16 protein-coding genes are annotated in these 14,927 nt (G+C 34.4%); 13 read left to right on the forward strand and 3 right to left on the reverse strand.

What is annotated here, in order from left to right:
* Positions 1-53 precede the first annotated feature (53 nt).
* The 6 genes from IWX80_RS03150 to purT all read left to right on the forward strand — a co-directional run bounded on the left by IWX80_RS03150 (position 54) and on the right by purT (position 5,725).
* Positions 54-1,148 (forward strand): fatty acid desaturase family protein, encoded by a 1,095-nt coding sequence (locus IWX80_RS03150; RefSeq protein ID WP_113634705.1) that lies wholly within the window; start codon positions 54-56, stop codon positions 1,146-1,148.
* Positions 1,149-1,217: 69 nt separating this feature from the next.
* Entirely contained in the window at positions 1,218-2,405 is a 1,188-nt protein-coding gene (locus IWX80_RS03155) for a pyridoxal phosphate-dependent aminotransferase (protein ID WP_196852127.1), read from the forward strand.
* A 345-nt stretch (positions 2,406-2,750) separates the two neighbouring features.
* On the forward strand, positions 2,751-3,251 hold the full coding sequence (locus tag IWX80_RS03160; RefSeq protein ID WP_091165453.1) for a DUF6978 family protein: 501 nt from the start codon (positions 2,751-2,753) through the stop codon (positions 3,249-3,251).
* A complete protein-coding gene (locus tag IWX80_RS03165; RefSeq protein WP_196852128.1) occupies positions 3,248-4,030 on the forward strand; it encodes a DUF1828 domain-containing protein in 783 nt (260 codons plus the stop codon). Before IWX80_RS03160 ends, IWX80_RS03165 begins: the two co-directional genes overlap by 4 nt.
* Positions 4,031-4,145: 115 nt before the next feature.
* Complete coding sequence (locus tag IWX80_RS03170) at positions 4,146-4,502, forward strand: bleomycin resistance protein (RefSeq protein WP_196852129.1); 357 nt, start codon at positions 4,146-4,148, stop codon at positions 4,500-4,502.
* Positions 4,503-4,564: 62 nt separating this feature from the next.
* Complete coding sequence (purT, locus tag IWX80_RS03175) at positions 4,565-5,725, forward strand: formate-dependent phosphoribosylglycinamide formyltransferase (protein WP_196852130.1); 1,161 nt, start codon at positions 4,565-4,567, stop codon at positions 5,723-5,725.
* Between the two features lie 106 nt (positions 5,726-5,831).
* Here purT and IWX80_RS03180 read toward each other — a convergent pair whose 3' ends face one another.
* On the reverse strand, positions 5,832-6,695 hold the full coding sequence (locus tag IWX80_RS03180; RefSeq protein ID WP_196852131.1) for an AraC family transcriptional regulator: 864 nt from the start codon (positions 6,693-6,695) through the stop codon (positions 5,832-5,834).
* A gap of 92 nt (positions 6,696-6,787) precedes the next feature.
* Here IWX80_RS03180 and IWX80_RS03185 point away from each other — a divergent pair, with 92 nt between their 5' ends.
* Together IWX80_RS03185 and IWX80_RS03190 are read left to right on the forward strand one after the other, a co-directional pair.
* Positions 6,788-7,150, forward strand: a complete 363-nt coding sequence (locus IWX80_RS03185) for a DUF983 domain-containing protein (protein WP_196852132.1) — start codon at positions 6,788-6,790, stop codon at positions 7,148-7,150.
* Positions 7,151-7,189: 39 nt separating this feature from the next.
* Positions 7,190-7,507 (forward strand): DUF6370 family protein, encoded by a 318-nt coding sequence (locus tag IWX80_RS03190; RefSeq protein WP_196852133.1) that lies wholly within the window; start codon positions 7,190-7,192, stop codon positions 7,505-7,507.
* Between the two features lie 38 nt (positions 7,508-7,545).
* Here IWX80_RS03190 and IWX80_RS03195 read toward each other — a convergent pair whose 3' ends face one another.
* Positions 7,546-9,189, reverse strand: a complete 1,644-nt coding sequence (locus IWX80_RS03195; protein WP_196852134.1) for a hypothetical protein — start codon at positions 9,187-9,189, stop codon at positions 7,546-7,548.
* 226 nt (positions 9,190-9,415) lie between these two features.
* On the opposite strand from IWX80_RS03195, the gene IWX80_RS03200 reads away from it, so the two are divergent.
* The 5 genes from IWX80_RS03200 to fabD all read left to right on the forward strand — a co-directional run bounded on the left by IWX80_RS03200 (position 9,416) and on the right by fabD (position 14,339).
* Positions 9,416-10,090: a response regulator transcription factor gene (locus tag IWX80_RS03200; RefSeq protein WP_196852135.1), complete on the forward strand. Its 675-nt coding sequence runs from the start codon at positions 9,416-9,418 to the stop codon at positions 10,088-10,090.
* 2 nt (positions 10,091-10,092) lie between these two features.
* Positions 10,093-11,481, forward strand: coding sequence for a HAMP domain-containing sensor histidine kinase (locus IWX80_RS03205; protein WP_196852136.1), 1,389 nt, complete (start codon positions 10,093-10,095; stop codon positions 11,479-11,481).
* A gap of 80 nt (positions 11,482-11,561) precedes the next feature.
* Entirely contained in the window at positions 11,562-12,269 is a 708-nt protein-coding gene (locus IWX80_RS03210; RefSeq protein WP_196852137.1) for a hypothetical protein, read from the forward strand.
* Positions 12,270-12,308: 39 nt separating this feature from the next.
* Complete coding sequence (locus tag IWX80_RS03215) at positions 12,309-13,259, forward strand: bestrophin family protein (protein ID WP_196852138.1); 951 nt, start codon at positions 12,309-12,311, stop codon at positions 13,257-13,259.
* Between the two features lie 204 nt (positions 13,260-13,463).
* Positions 13,464-14,339 carry an ACP S-malonyltransferase gene (gene fabD, locus IWX80_RS03220; RefSeq protein WP_196852139.1) on the forward strand — a complete coding sequence of 292 codons (876 nt, stop codon included), beginning with the start codon at positions 13,464-13,466 and terminating at the stop codon, positions 14,337-14,339.
* Between the two features lie 377 nt (positions 14,340-14,716).
* On the opposite strand, the gene IWX80_RS03225 is transcribed toward fabD, so the two are convergent.
* Positions 14,717-14,914, reverse strand: coding sequence for a hypothetical protein (locus IWX80_RS03225; protein WP_196852140.1), 198 nt, complete (start codon positions 14,912-14,914; stop codon positions 14,717-14,719).
* Between the last annotated feature and the right edge of the window lie 13 nt (positions 14,915-14,927).

The raw sequence follows: 14,927 nt of genomic DNA on the forward strand, positions 1-14,927 counted from the left end.
TTTTGTATATCGAAAAATTTATAATAATTACCTTTGAACTTTATTGAAAATATATGAATAATAATGCACCAACATTTGCAAAGCAAGACAGCTTAAAGTTTTTTAGGACACTTAACTCACGGGTTAACAATTACTTCAAAGAAAACAACATCCAAAAGACCGGGAATTGGAAACTATATTTGAAAACTATAATTCTATTTTCTGTTTTTCTTGCCCCTTACTTTTTAATTCTGACACTTGGTATGCCATTTTGGGCACATCTTCTGTTGACCATCGTTATGGGAATTGGAATGGCCGGAGTAGGAATGAATGTGATGCACGATGGAAATCATGGTTCGTATTCTAATAAGACCTGGGTCAATAAATTCATGGGAGGAACTATTTATGTTTTGGCAGGAAATGTATACAACTGGCAAGTGCAACACAATGTTTTACACCACACCTATACAAACATTCCGGGACATGATGAGGATTTAGATGCCGGACGTGTAATCCGATTTACTAAAGAAGCAAAATGGTATAACTTTCACCGTTTTCAACAATATTATTCGGTATTCTTATACGGATTATTAACGTTCAACTGGGCTATCACAACTGATTTCAAACAGATGAGAAGCTACTTGAAAAGAAAATTATCGTACGGAGAAGCAAAAAGCCCAAAAATACTTTGGACGACTTTAATTATCACAAAAGTAATTTATGTTTCTATCTGGATTGTTTTACCAATCGTAATTGGTATTACATGGTGGAAAGTGCTTATTGGATTCTTCGTGATGCATTACACAGCTGGTTTAATTCTGAGTGTTGTGTTTCAATTGGCGCACGTTGTGGAAGAAACAACCAATCCGTCTCCGAATGAATTAGGAGAAATGGACAATACTTGGGCAATACACCAATTGTTTACCACCACTAATTTTGCTCCAAAAAACAAAATCGTAAACTGGTACACCGGCGGATTGAATCACCAAATCGAGCACCATATTTTCCCAAATATCAGTCACGTACATTATGGTAAAATTGCCAGTATCGTAAAAGAAACTGCTCAGGAATGCAACTTGCCGTATTACGAATACAAAACAATGCGAAGCGCCGTTATTGCTCATTTCAAACATTTGAAAGAACTGGGAATGAAACCGGAACTTACATAGTCATATAACACCTAGAGATGCACTGCGGTGCATCTCTACTAATTAATAAACTAACTACAACCTATTACAATGAATCCATTATCCGATAGAATTAACAATCTAGCAACATCACAAACACTAGCAATGGCGGCTTTGGCCAGAGAATTAAAAGCACAAGGAAAAGACATTATCAGCTTAAGTTTAGGTGAACCTGACTTTAATACGCCTGACTTTATCAAAGAAGCAGCAAAAAAGGCAATTGATGAAAATTACAGTACTTATTCTCCAGTAGAAGGATATGCTGAATTAAAAGAAGCCATCTGCAGAAAATTCAAAAGAGATAATGATTTAGAGTACAAACCGTCTCAAATTGTAGTTTCAACTGGAGCAAAACAATCGTTATACAACATTGCACAAGTAATGCTAAACGATGGTGACGAGGTAATTTTACCGGCTCCTTACTGGGTTTCGTATTTCGAAATCGTAAAATTATCTGGTGGAGTTCCTGTAGAAGTTCCTACATCTGTAGATACTGATTTCAAAATCACACCAGAACAATTAGAAGCGGCAATCACACCAAAAACAAAAATGATGTGGTTCAGTTCTCCTTGTAATCCAAGTGGATCTGTTTATAATAGAGAAGAATTAACGGCATTAGCCAAAGTCTTGGAGAAATATCCGCATGTATACGTTGTAGCTGATGAAATCTATGAGCACATCAATTTCTCAGGGACTTTTTGCAGCATCGCATCTATCCCAGGAATGTTAGAAAAAACAATTACCGTAAATGGAGTTGCCAAAGCTTTCGCCATGACAGGATGGAGAATTGGATACATTGGCGCACCAGAATTCATCGCTAAAGCATGTACAAAAATTCAAGGTCAAGTAACTTCAGGAGCAAATTCTATCGCACAACGCGCTACCATTACAGCAGTAGATGCTGATCCAAGTGTATTGAAACACATGGTTGACGCTTTCCATAGCCGTAGAGATTTAGTAGTAGGATTATTAAAAGAAATTCCAGGAGTAAAAATCAACGTTCCCGAAGGTGCATTTTATGTGTTCCCAGACGTTTCTTCTTTCTTCGGAAAAACATTGAAAGGAACCGAAATCAAAAATGCAATGGATTTATCAATGTACCTTTTGGCCGAAGCTAACGTAGCAACGGTAACAGGTGACGCTTTTGGAAATCCTGACTGTATCCGTTTCTCTTACGCAACCAGCGACGAGATCTTGAAAGAAGCATTAAAAAGAATCAAAGATGCTTTGGCGCTATAGTCAAAACTCATAAAATAAAAAGTTAGAAAGTCAAAAATCCAACTTATAATATACTAACAAAACCTCAAGATATTCTTGGGGTTTTGTTGTTTTTGGGCGTGACCACAAGGGTCGGGCTTTCCGCTGCAATCTTTATATTTTTAAAGAAAAAATATAAAGGATTTCCACTCCTATCCCTCACGCAAACCCTGCCAAAATCCTAATTATTCTAATCCAGTACGGAATGTTCATTATTTGCTAAAATATTTATAATCAATAGATAAAATAACAACAATTTACAAATTTGTAATATTAATTTTATATATTAGCTCTAGAAATGAATCATTCTAAATAATATTTTGAAAAATGTTTACAAACCAAGAAGCTGAATATTTATTAAATCTAGAAAAAGTTTTAGTAAACCCTTATCAAACTATTGATTTAAAAAACAAAAAGAATAGAATTGAATTAATTTCTAATCAAGATTCCGATTATGCCTTTTGGATTGAAATAACTACAAATCAAAAAATAATCCTTAAAACCTCAATTCATCATTTAGAAAGCAATTCACATATTGGTCTTCTTAGAATTGATTTTAAAGGAGGCCATCATAATCCTGAAAATATTAAAGATACATTACCAGAATTTTTAAAACCATATGCTGATAAATGGTTTCTACCGAGCGAACCACACATGCATATTTACGTCGAAGGTTATAAACCTCTAGCTTGGGCTATTCCATTGACAGAAATTGATTTCCCAATTAAAGAAATTAATCAATCATCAGATTTGTCGGATTTAATATTTAACTTTGCTAGAAGGATAAATTTAAAATCCATAATAAATATACAACACGCACTACTGTGAATTGGGTAAACACATCTGTCGACAATTATTATAATTGGTTAAGAGAAAAAACTTTTATCCAAAAAGACCTTACTACGGATTGGTTTTTAATAAATACACCTTTTATTGGTGCATTTAACGATACAATTGAAATTTATGCTCAAAAAAATGGTTCTCAATTAAAATTGAGTGACAATGGAGAAACACTATCCAATTTAGAAATTCAGGGATTACAAATCCAAGGGTCAAAAAGAAGAAAATCATTATTAGATTCAATATTAATTAATTACGGTGTAAAAATTGATAATGACGAATTGGTAATTGAGACTAATATTGATAAATTTTCACAATCAAAACATAATTTTCTTTCAGCAATAATTGAGATAAATGACTTATATGTTTTATCAAATCATAATGTTGCATCAATATTTAAAGAAGATGTTCGAAATTATTTAGATTCCCAAGATATTATATTTACACCTGATTTTATTTCGAAAGGTTCAACTGGGTTAGAATTTAATTTTGATTTTCAAATTGCACAAAGAGATAAAGAAATAGTTATTAAATCTTTCAACACTATTAACAAATCCAACTTGCCTACATTTTTATTTTCATGGGATGACATTAAACCTGTTCGAGAAAAAATTACAAAAAAAAATGTAACTGCTATTGCAATAATCAATGATATTGACAAAGAAGTTAAAAGCGAATTTTTAGAAGCCCTTAAATCTAAAAATGCTAACTTCATTCTTTGGTCTGAAAAAGATTCTGCTGAAAATAAAAAATTACTTGTTGCATAATCCGGTTTCGCATTCTAGATCCCTATAGCCTAGAAATTCTTTCTGCGCCAACAAACAACAGTAACAAAAAAATAATCCAAACTAGATTTATAGAACTAATCAAACCCAAACCATCATGCTCACAGCCATCAACCCAAAGTTACCCATGCGCAACAAAGCGATTACAAGGAATTTCTATATCAACCAACTGGGTTTTAAGGAATGGGGTAATGCAGATTTTGACGGATATTTGATGGTTCAAAAAGACAGCATTGAAATTCATTTTTTTGAGTTTGCAACCATTAATGCTATTGAAAATTACTCAGGAGTTTACATTCGGGTGCAAGATATCGAAACCGTTTATAAAAACTTCTTGAACAACGGCGTTGCTATTCATCCCAATGGTCCACTGGAAATCAAACCTTGGGGACAAAAAGAATTTTCGATATTGGATCCGGATCATAATCTATTGACTTTTGGGCAAAGTTTGTAGCGAATGGGCAGTCATAAAAAAGCAATTTAGTATTTTTACATTCTAATTAAGACTTCAAAAAAATGAAAATACTATTGCTAGGCTCAGGCGAATTAGGAAAAGAATTTACAATCGCTGCACAACGCATCGGGCAAATCGTAATCGCTGTGGACAGTTACGAAAATGCTCCAGCAATGCAAGTTGCCCATGATTTTGAAGTTATCAATATGTTGGACGGAGATGCGTTAGACAAAATCGTTGCCAAACACCAACCTGATTTTATTGTTCCAGAAATCGAAGCCATCAGAACCGAACGTTTTTACGATTACGAAAAACAAGGAATCACCGTAGTTCCTTCTGCAAAAGCGGCAAACTTCACAATGAATAGGAAAGCAATTCGGGATTTAGCATCCAAAGAACTCGGACTAAAAACCGCCAAGTATCGCTACGCCACAACTGCCGAGGAATTGCAAAAAGGAGTCGAAGCCGTTGGAATGCCGTGTGTGGTAAAACCATTAATGTCCTCGTCCGGAAAAGGACAATCTACCATAAAAACAGAAGCCGATATCGAAAAAGCATGGAATTATGCCGTTGAAGGTTCTCGTGGCGATGTGGTAGAGGTAATTGTAGAAGCTTTTGTCAAATTCAATTCGGAAATCACTTTATTAACCGTTGTTCAAAATAATAATCCAACACTTTTCTGTGCGCCAATTGGTCACCGTCAAGAACGTGGCGATTATCAGGAAAGCTGGCAACCCGCCAGAATATCCGACAAGGATTTGTATGAAGCGCAAGACATGGCCGAAAAAGTAACTGAAGCTTTGGGCGGCGCAGGACTTTTTGGAGTAGAATTTTTCTTGGCTGATGACGGCGTTTATTTCTCGGAATTATCACCTCGTCCGCATGATACTGGAATGGTAACATTAGCCGGAACCCAAAATTTCAATGAATTTGAATTGCATTTACGAGCTATTTTGAGTTTACCCATTTTCGAAATTACATTAGAAAAAGCGGGTGCGAGTGCTGTAATTTTAGCTTCGGAAAACTCAGAAAATCCAACTTACTCTGGAATAGAAAATATTGCTTCCTTACCAAAAACTGATTTCAGAATCTTTGGCAAACCAACTTCAAGACCGTATAGAAGAATGGCTGTGGCTTTAGTCAATGATACTTTAGAAACTCCAATTGAAGAAGTGGTAGAAAAGGCGAAGAAAGCAGCCAATTTGGTTACCGTGCACTCGTAATTTACTATTGATAGTATTGTCAAGTCGAGCGCAGTCGAGACTCAACGGTTAGTCTCGACTGCGCTCGACTTGACAAACGTCTTAAGGAAACGAGGTTGATCCCCCATTACTTTTTAGAAATACGAAAATCTGTCGGAGTCATTCCTGTGTTTTTTTTAAACAATCGGGTGAAATACGAATAATCATCAAAGCCCAATTCCGTTGCAACTTCATTGACGGTAAACTTTTTATCCATCAGCATGCGTTTCGCTTCAAGGATAATTCTAGCTGTAATTACTTCGGTTGTGGTTTTTTGCAACATTTCATTGCAAATTCGGTTCAAGTGTTTCAAAGTAATATTGAGCTGTGAAGCGTAGAAAAAAGGTGCCTTTTCTGTTTTAAAGTTTTGCTCTAAAAGCACTTCGAAATTTTTAATTTTCACATTATATGAATGTGCTTCGTGCAAATGTGTTTCACTATATTTTCTGGCAATTTCAATGTGAATGATATCCAACAAATTCATGATTTTATCTTGCTTCAACAACTGATTCAATTGTGTTTCTGCGATCAGACTTTCAAAATAAGGCAAAATCGCTTTCGATTCGGATACGTCAAAAACCATTTCCGGTTTATTATCCACCGAAGAATAAAATAGATAGTCGGCGATTGTTTTTTGTCCAAAATAAAGATTATACATTTCCTGCGAATAGAAAATTACGAATCCTTCCACGTCATCAGACAAGTCCCAATGATGCATTTGTCCAGGTTGCAAAAAAAACATACTTCCCGGCTGAATCGCAAACACATCAAAATCAATTTCATGCGTTCCAGAACCTTTGGTAAAAAAAACCAAAACATACGAATTATGACGATGCGGCTCCTCAACAAAACTATGATCAATTAAGTGATTTTTAAAGGTATTAATATACAAATCACTATTCACTGAAGTACAGTTAAAACGCTGAATGTTATAAATAGGATATTTTTTCATTTTACTCCAAATGTCTTTATTGTGCTATAATTAGCGAATATAGAAAACATCCATGACATGAATAAGAAATACCTTTGATAAAAATAATTACGATGTCAAATTCTATTGTACACATCTTGAATAATGATTGCCCTCATTGTCTTAAAGGCAAAGTTTTCAATGAAAAAAGTATCTTTTTCAATTTTGGATTCCCTAAAATGAACGAATATTGTTCTCATTGCAATTACAAATTCGAAAAAGAACCTGGTTACTTTTTTGGAGCCATGTATGTCAACTATGGTTTAACAGTAGCGCAAGGAATTGCAACTTATGTTATTGCCCAATTCTTCTTTAAAGAAACTTTCGATTTACGAATCATTCCAATTATTGCTGTAGTGATTATTGCAATGGCTTCTATCAATATTCGTCTTTCCAGATTATTGTGGATTTACATGTTTAAAAATTATTCGATGTAAAAAAACCTGTATCTTAGCTAAAGTAAAATTTAATCATTTATGAAAAAGATACTGTACTTAGCTATTTTGTTCTCTGCAACACTTGCTAGCGCTCAGGATAAAAAAGAAGAACCAAAACCTCAAATTGTTGAAGCTTCATGCGGACAATGTCAGTTTGGGATGGAAGGACATGGTTGTGAATTAGCCGTTCGAATGGACGGAAAATCCTATTTTGTTGACGGAAGTTCCATCGACTCCCACGGAGATGCACATGCTAGTGATGGTTTTTGTGCGGCAATAAGAAAAGCTGAAGTTACTGGCAAAGTAGTTAATAATCGGTTCAAAGCTACTTCTTTTAAACTGTTGCCAAAAAAATAAAAAAAGGGCTTAAAGAATTTTCTTTAAGCCCTTTGTCATTAATTGGATTTCATACTCAATTTGAGAATACTATTCTCAAAACTCGAAATATCAATCACTTCTTCCAAGTCTACATCAAAAGAAATTGTTACACTATCACCCACCATGGTCACCGGCAATTGATTGGATATTTGGGATGAACCCACAAAAATATTAGGATAATCTTTCACTTTAAAATAATAGAAACTATTGCCGTTTTTCACATCATTCTGGATTCGGGTCACTACTGATTTCAGCGATTTTTTATTAGAAACACTATTCGGATTTATTTTATTATCCGCCATATTATAGACATTTTTAAACGAAGTCAAGGTTTCTCTCATCGTATTCCCCACGCCCACAATCGTATAATCTGAAATGGCAACCATCGCAAACATTTTAACCAATCCGCCATCATCTTTCAGCGTCATCGCATAAGTCGGAATATTATTAATGTTGTACGGAATAGGCAATGAAGCCTTATATCCTTTTTCCTGAACTTTCCCTTGTGCAGAGCTTTGAGCAGCAAATTCTGTTGCGCCACCTTGTTTATAAAAAGTTGTTTCTTTGGTTCTGGTATCCACCAATACAAAACCTACGGCAGACTCTTCTTTCCCCACGGATGTCAATCCCGTGTACCAATAAGATCTATCGTCTTTTCCGTAAACCAATGTCATTCCTTCCGTAATTTGAAGTTTATCCTGATTAGAAAAATTCCAATACCCGTGAACATATTCTCCCCAATCATTCAATTGATCTTCGATAAAATCCAAAGGCTGGATTCGGTCCACCCATTTTGGTGTTTTAGCAATTGAATATTCATTTATAACACCAGATTGCGCATCAACCACAATAACTCCGGTAGCTTCTTTTCCGGAGAATCCAATTTTTTTTCCATATTTCGTAACAATCCAAAACGGATTTCCAGCATCATCAATCTCAAAACTAAAATCAGCAAGGCCAACAGTAGCATTACCATTAAAATAAATGTGTCTGTGAATGTCACTTTGAAAATATGCGCCTTGTTGGTATTTAATTTTAATGTCTTTCCCTGCTACATTCTGAACTAATTTCACATCGCGTTCATTGGTTGCAGAAACCATAACATATCCAGCAGTTCCTTCTTGGTTGTTAAACCATTTTAAAAAACCCGAATGCAATAAAGGTGCAACCCAATACAAATCTTGGTTTACTTTTTGGATACAAAAATTCCCTAATTCTACTTGACTTCCCAAAGCTGGCTGTGAACCTAAAATTTTCTCTCCTAAAAGATGTGCTAATTCCTCATCGACCACACGGATTTTATCAATTGAAATTGGCGCAATGTGATTGGTGATTTTTTGACCGTTTTTAACCTCGCCTATCAATTTTTGATACGAATCGCTTCGGAACATTTTTAGGCTGGTTACAAAAGGAAGTGCGATACAATACACCAAAAGCACTCCTGCCAAAACAAATAAAATCTTGTTAGGTTTGGATACAATCTTGACCTGTTTTGTTTGCTGCGAGACTGTCAATCCAAGAGAAAACACAATCGCTAGAATTACTAAAAGCAACAAAATAAAGGCAAAACCCGTAAAGCCATAATTGATTACCGGAAGGTTGCCATAAAACAATAAAAACCCAAAAAGGAACAAGAAAACAATACCAACTATCTTTTTCATAACGCTGTTTTTTATACTTCATTAGTTTACACAAAATGAAAAATGTTACAGAAAAAAGTCGTAATAAATTAATACTGAAGAACAAAAGAATGTTCTGATTTTGATAGAAAAAGCTAAAAATAAAACTTTCAACTATTTATAAGATTTTGTTAATATTAGTTTAGCCGCGGTTTTTTCGAAAAAAAATAAAAGTTTAATCATTAGATTTGTGGAAATCGTTATGTTAATGAAGTTATTAATAGTTGAAGATGAACCAAATCTTTCGTCAATTATCCGCAAAGGATTTTCAGAAAAAAATCACGAAGTAAGTGTTGCGCTTGATGGTACAACAGCTTTAGATTTACTTTCGAATCACAATTTTGATGTGGTGATTCTCGATGTTATGTTGCCTGACATTAATGGAATTGAAATTTGCAGACGTTTGCGAGCAGCGAAAAACTTTGTGCCCATTTTGCTGTTAACTGCTTTAGGAAGCACTGAAAATATAATAAACGGATTGAATTCCGGAGCTGATGATTATCTATTAAAACCCTTTAAATTCCTGGAACTTGACGCGAGAGTCAACGCACTTTCGAGACGAGCGGGTCAAGTACAAAAACCGAATGAAATTATCACTATTGCTGATCTTCAAATTAATTCGAAAACAAAATCCGTATCCAGAAATGGAGACGCCATTGTACTTACGGCCAAAGAATTTAAACTTTTATATTATCTGGCCATTAACTCAGAGACCATTTTATCCCGTGAGCAACTTTTAGACAATGTTTGGGATATTAATTTTGAGATGAACACCAATGTGATTGATGTTTACATTAACTATTTGAGAAAAAAAATTGACAAACCATACGAAACTAAACTAATTCATACCATGAAAGGTTTAGGCTATGTATTGAAACTATAAAAATGCAGATTAAGAAAAAAATTACCTTTACCTACATTGCGCTTTCTACCCTCAGCACACTTTTACTAAGTTTGGTGGTTTTTTTCTTGTTCAAACAAAATAACCAATATCATTTTTTGAAAAGATTACAAGATCGGGCTAAAATTGTAGCGTCGATTCACTATCAAAATGATCCTGTAAAAACCCGTTATTTCAAAGAATTTAAAGCTAATGGACTTGAAGAACTGATTGATGAGAACAATTATGTGCTAAAAGTCAGTGGAAAAAACACCTTTGAATACAACACCGATCTCGATTTACCAGCTGATTTTTATTCGACGGTAATGGCCAATGGTTCTAATTGGATAGAAAACAGCAACCGCTATTTTTATGCCCAAACTTTTACGGAATCCAATCAAAAATATATTGTAATCATTACTGCAATAGACCGCAGAGGAAATGTCAGCAGCATTTATATCATACAAATTCTGTTTTTTGGAGGACTGGCTTTTATATTATTGGCGTATTTTCTTGGTAGATTTCTAGCCAGAAGAGTGATCAATCCAGTAGCGAGAATTACGGATGAAGTTAAAATAATTAGCGCATCAAATCTTCACAACCGACTTCCTGAGACTAAAAGTTCGGATGAAATTGGAGATTTGACAAAGACTTTTAACAATATGCTGGACCGACTGGAAACCTCATTTGAAATCCAAGCTAATTTTATCAATAATGCGTCACATGAACTAAAAACTCCCGTAACAACCATTATTGCCGAAGCAGAAATCATGCTTTTAAAAGAAAGAAATGTTGCGGATTACATTGCATCTTTAGAAAACATTCACAGTCAGGCATCCCGACTTGGCGATCTTACAGAAAGTCTTCTGAAACTTACACAAACCGGTTATGACGGCAAAAAACAATTATTAGATATCGTTAGGATTGATGAACTATTAATGGATGTAAAATCAGATATTGACAAAATTTACCCCAATAACAGAGTCACTATAAAGTTCATCAAATTTCCAAATGACCCGGGTTTATTGGAAATTCCTTGCAACAAATCCTTATTAGAACTTTCGTTGAATAATATCATTGCTAATGGAGTAAAATATTCTGATAATGAAACGGTCTTTGTTACTTTATCCGTAAATAATTCAACAATAAAAATATCAATTACTGATATTGGAATTGGTATTCCCGCAGAAGATATTCCGCATCTTTATGAGCCTTTCTTTCGAGGCAAAAAGGCATCAAAATATAATGGTTATGGTTTAGGACTTCCGCTTGCAATGAAAATAATCAGGATGCACAACGGAGAACTTCAAATACAATCGGAACCTGACAAAGGGACAATTGTAAATATTACTTTTAATACGGTCAACATTAAAAATTCTAATGTTAATTCTTAGAATATTCTAATTTTAATTTAAGGTTGCTATAAAGTGGGAACTGTTATTTTGTATGTATAAAGAAATCAAATCTGCTACATATGAAAAATATTCTTATCCCATCGACATTACAAAACGACACAATCAATGCTTTAAAAACGGCTATAAATTCTGCTAATGGTAACCAGTGTCAGATCACATTAATGTTACTTGCAGATATTCCTGACACGTTTTCCTCTGCCAGTTTATTACGAAACATCAATACAGGATTAAACTCAACCCAAGAAAATGTTTTGGATGTGTGCCGCCAAATCATCTCGGAAAATAAAAATTGCAGCTTAAAAATCCACCATCAATACGGAATTTCTTCACCGGTTTTTAAAAATTTAGTAAGCCATTTCAACATTGGTTTAACCATTATAACTCCTTCTTTTAAATCTTCAAAAAAGAAAATCAATTCCTTTTGCATCCAAATTATTTCTAACAGCAAATGTCCTATTCTGCACACTAACGCAAACTTTGACCAAGAACTATTCAGCCAAGCTTTGTACATTAAAAATTCAGATTCTAACCTTCATGCAGAAGATTTGCAAGCTTATGTGAATACACTTTTTTCTTTGAAAATTGTGAGTGAAAGCGAAACGAACGAAAGCCAACCTTTTTTGAGCGATACAATTTCTAAAAACAACATCAACATATTGATTGAAACCAGAAAACCAAAGAAATTAAAACTATTAAAGAAAGAAAAAGCAGCACTCAACGAGTTACTCGGATTACCAGTTCTTTCATTATACGAAGAGATTTACTAGGGAAATCAAATGATTGTTTAAAATTTTAATCCAAAGTATATGTTATTAAATAAAAAAATTCCAATGAAATATGTGTTGGGTAAAATAAAAACCGAATTGACATTAGTCATTGTGTTTTGTATTTCCTTTCAAATGTTTCATTATTTCTTCGAGACTATAGCAATCAATATTCCTATTGCGATTCCTACTATTATTGGAACCATTATTTCATTATTACTGGCATTCAAATCGAACCAAGCGTATGACCGCTGGTGGGAAGCCAGAATAATTTGGGGTTCTATTGTTAACGATTCCAGAACGCTATTGCGCCAAATCATTATTTTTTATGATGATCCCGATTTTTCGGTTCAGGCAAACGATTTTAAAGAAAAATTTGCTAAAAGACAAGCAGCGTGGTGCTACAGCCTTGGACAATCACTCCGAGAAAAAGATCCTTTAAAACCAATAAAAGATTTACTGGATGAAGATGAATTGCGTTTTGTAAAAAAACACAAACATGTTCCCAACGCAATTTTATTGTTACATGCCAAAGATTTAAAAAAAGCGCTCAATACCAATAAAATTAACGTTTACCAACAGGTAGAAATCGACAATACATTATCGCGATTGTGTGATGCTATGGGTAAATGTGAGCGTATAAAAAATACCATTTTCCCAACAACTTACAGCATGTACATTAGGTTTGCGCTGTGTTTGTTTATTATTCTCTTGCCTTTTGGCTTGATAAATAACATTGGCTGGCTTCAAATTCCATTGGTGACAACCATTGCCGTTGCTTTTTTCTTAATCGAAAAAATGGCTATTCATTTGCAGGACCCGTTTGAAAACAGACCTACAGATACTCCTGTAAGTGCTATTTCTAATACAATTGAAAAAAACCTTATGCAAATGGTCAACGAATATAGAGATGAGTTTGAAGAAGAATATTATTCATATCAAACAGCAAATCAACCGATTCAACCGTTAAAGAACACGTATTTCGTTCTTTAGTATTTTGATTTTAGTGCCAATCCACTCCATTATTTGGGGTGGATTTTTTTTTGTATTAAATGTTTGTTTAAAAACCGAACGTTCTTTTTAGATAGCAAAAACGACTTTACTCGATAGTTTTAAATACCGTAAAAAATAGTATTTTTGCATCCCGATTGAAATTGATTTTTCAATCTTTACATTTTTCAATCTTAAATTAGACACATGAAAGCATACGTATTTCCAGGTCAAGGCGCACAATTCACAGGAATGGGTAAAGACTTATATGAAAATTCAGCTCTTGCAAAAGAATTATTCGAAAAAGCCAATGAAATTTTAGGTTTCCGCATCACAGACATCATGTTTGAAGGAACTGCCGAAGAATTGAAAGAAACCAAAGTAACGCAACCGGCCGTTTTCTTGCATTCGGTGATTTTAGCAAAAACATTAGGCGAAGATTTTAAACCAGAAATGGTAGCCGGACATTCTTTAGGTGAATTCTCAGCTTTAGTGGCAAACGGAGCTTTATCCTTTGAAGACGGATTAAAATTAGTTTCTCAAAGAGCTTTGGCAATGCAAAAAGCCTGCGAAATAAAACCATCGACTATGGCAGCAGTTTTAGGATTGGCTGACAATATCGTTGAAGAAGTTTGCGCTTCAATTGACGGAATTGTAGTCGCTGCAAATTACAACTGCCCAGGACAATTAGTGATTTCTGGAGAAACATCAGCAGTAGAAAAAGCGTGTGAAGCGATGAAAGCAGCAGGTGCAAAACGTGCGTTGTTATTACCTGTTGGTGGTGCTTTTCACTCACCAATGATGGAGCCGGCACGGGAAGAACTAGCCGCTGCTATTGAAGCAACAACGTTCGCAACTCCTATTTGTCCAGTATACCAAAATGTAACGGCTAGTGCAGTTTCTGACCCAGCTGAAATCAAGAAAAACTTAATCATTCAATTGACTGCTCCGGTAAAATGGACACAATCGATACAACAAATGATCAAAGACGGAGCCACTTTATTTACTGAAGTAGGTCCTGGAAAAGTTTTAGCTGGATTGATTGGAAAAATTGATAAAGAAGCGGTGACTGCAAATGCGTAATTAATAATTAGTCAAAGTTTTAAAATAGAATCCTCATAAACCTTATGTTTGTGGGGATTTTTATTTTAAAAATCAGAATTCCTTAGCTTCTTCACAATGATTATTTATAATTCCGGTTATTATAATTACGAAATCCTGTCTTTCAAAAAAAATGTACCTAGTAGTTCGATTATTCGCTATGTAGAAAATGTAATATTAACCTAAATAGCGGAGCTTTTGTGGAGTTGGTTTATGCGGTAAACTATTTATTTCCAAGATAATAAAACCTACAATTTTGTCAACATAACGTTTTGCATTTTCTTCGTAACTAAAATATTCTCGAACGAAGAGTGTAAAAATCAATTCATCAAAATATAGTAGAAGTTCGTCCTTAAAAATTACTTATTCCAAGGATACGCTTTTATTCTTTTAAACATTTCAGCTTTAAATTCTTCCGGAGCATACCCTTTTTTTACTTCTTCATCAAAATTAAAAGTTGCTCGATCAATCCCTTTGAAATTAATTTTTGAAGTTTCGTAATCTACCGAAGGCTCTTGGGCTTTAGTATTTTCAGATTTCTTTTTTTCAGCATCCATGATTCATTTCTTT

The sequence above is a fragment of the Flavobacterium sp. CAN_S2 genome, assembly GCF_015752255.1.
Lineage (GTDB): Bacteria > Bacteroidota > Bacteroidia > Flavobacteriales > Flavobacteriaceae > Flavobacterium.

What these genes read in the sequence shown, in the direction of transcription:
- IWX80_RS03185 (WP_196852132.1), top strand. Translation starts at nt 6,788, where the DNA reads ATGTCAAATTCTATTGTACACATCTTGAATAATGATTGCCCTCATTGT.
- IWX80_RS03155 (WP_196852127.1), top strand. Translation starts at nt 1,218, where the DNA reads ATGAATCCATTATCCGATAGAATTAACAATCTAGCAACATCACAAACA.
- IWX80_RS03215 (WP_196852138.1), top strand. Translation starts at nt 12,309, where the DNA reads ATGTTATTAAATAAAAAAATTCCAATGAAATATGTGTTGGGTAAAATA.
- fabD (WP_196852139.1), top strand. Translation starts at nt 13,464, where the DNA reads ATGAAAGCATACGTATTTCCAGGTCAAGGCGCACAATTCACAGGAATG.
- IWX80_RS03150 (WP_113634705.1), top strand. Translation starts at nt 54, where the DNA reads ATGAATAATAATGCACCAACATTTGCAAAGCAAGACAGCTTAAAGTTT.
- purT (WP_196852130.1), top strand. Translation starts at nt 4,565, where the DNA reads ATGAAAATACTATTGCTAGGCTCAGGCGAATTAGGAAAAGAATTTACA.
- IWX80_RS03190 (WP_196852133.1), top strand. Translation starts at nt 7,190, where the DNA reads ATGAAAAAGATACTGTACTTAGCTATTTTGTTCTCTGCAACACTTGCT.
- IWX80_RS03160 (WP_091165453.1), top strand. Translation starts at nt 2,751, where the DNA reads ATGTTTACAAACCAAGAAGCTGAATATTTATTAAATCTAGAAAAAGTT.
- IWX80_RS03205 (WP_196852136.1), top strand. Translation starts at nt 10,093, where the DNA reads ATGCAGATTAAGAAAAAAATTACCTTTACCTACATTGCGCTTTCTACC.
- IWX80_RS03170 (WP_196852129.1), top strand. Translation starts at nt 4,146, where the DNA reads ATGCTCACAGCCATCAACCCAAAGTTACCCATGCGCAACAAAGCGATT.
- IWX80_RS03225 (WP_196852140.1), bottom strand. Translation starts at nt 14,914, where the DNA reads ATGGATGCTGAAAAAAAGAAATCTGAAAATACTAAAGCCCAAGAGCCT.
- IWX80_RS03200 (WP_196852135.1), top strand. Translation starts at nt 9,416, where the DNA reads ATGAAGTTATTAATAGTTGAAGATGAACCAAATCTTTCGTCAATTATC.
- IWX80_RS03180 (WP_196852131.1), bottom strand. Translation starts at nt 6,695, where the DNA reads ATGAAAAAATATCCTATTTATAACATTCAGCGTTTTAACTGTACTTCA.
- IWX80_RS03210 (WP_196852137.1), top strand. Translation starts at nt 11,562, where the DNA reads ATGAAAAATATTCTTATCCCATCGACATTACAAAACGACACAATCAAT.
- IWX80_RS03195 (WP_196852134.1), bottom strand. Translation starts at nt 9,189, where the DNA reads ATGAAAAAGATAGTTGGTATTGTTTTCTTGTTCCTTTTTGGGTTTTTA.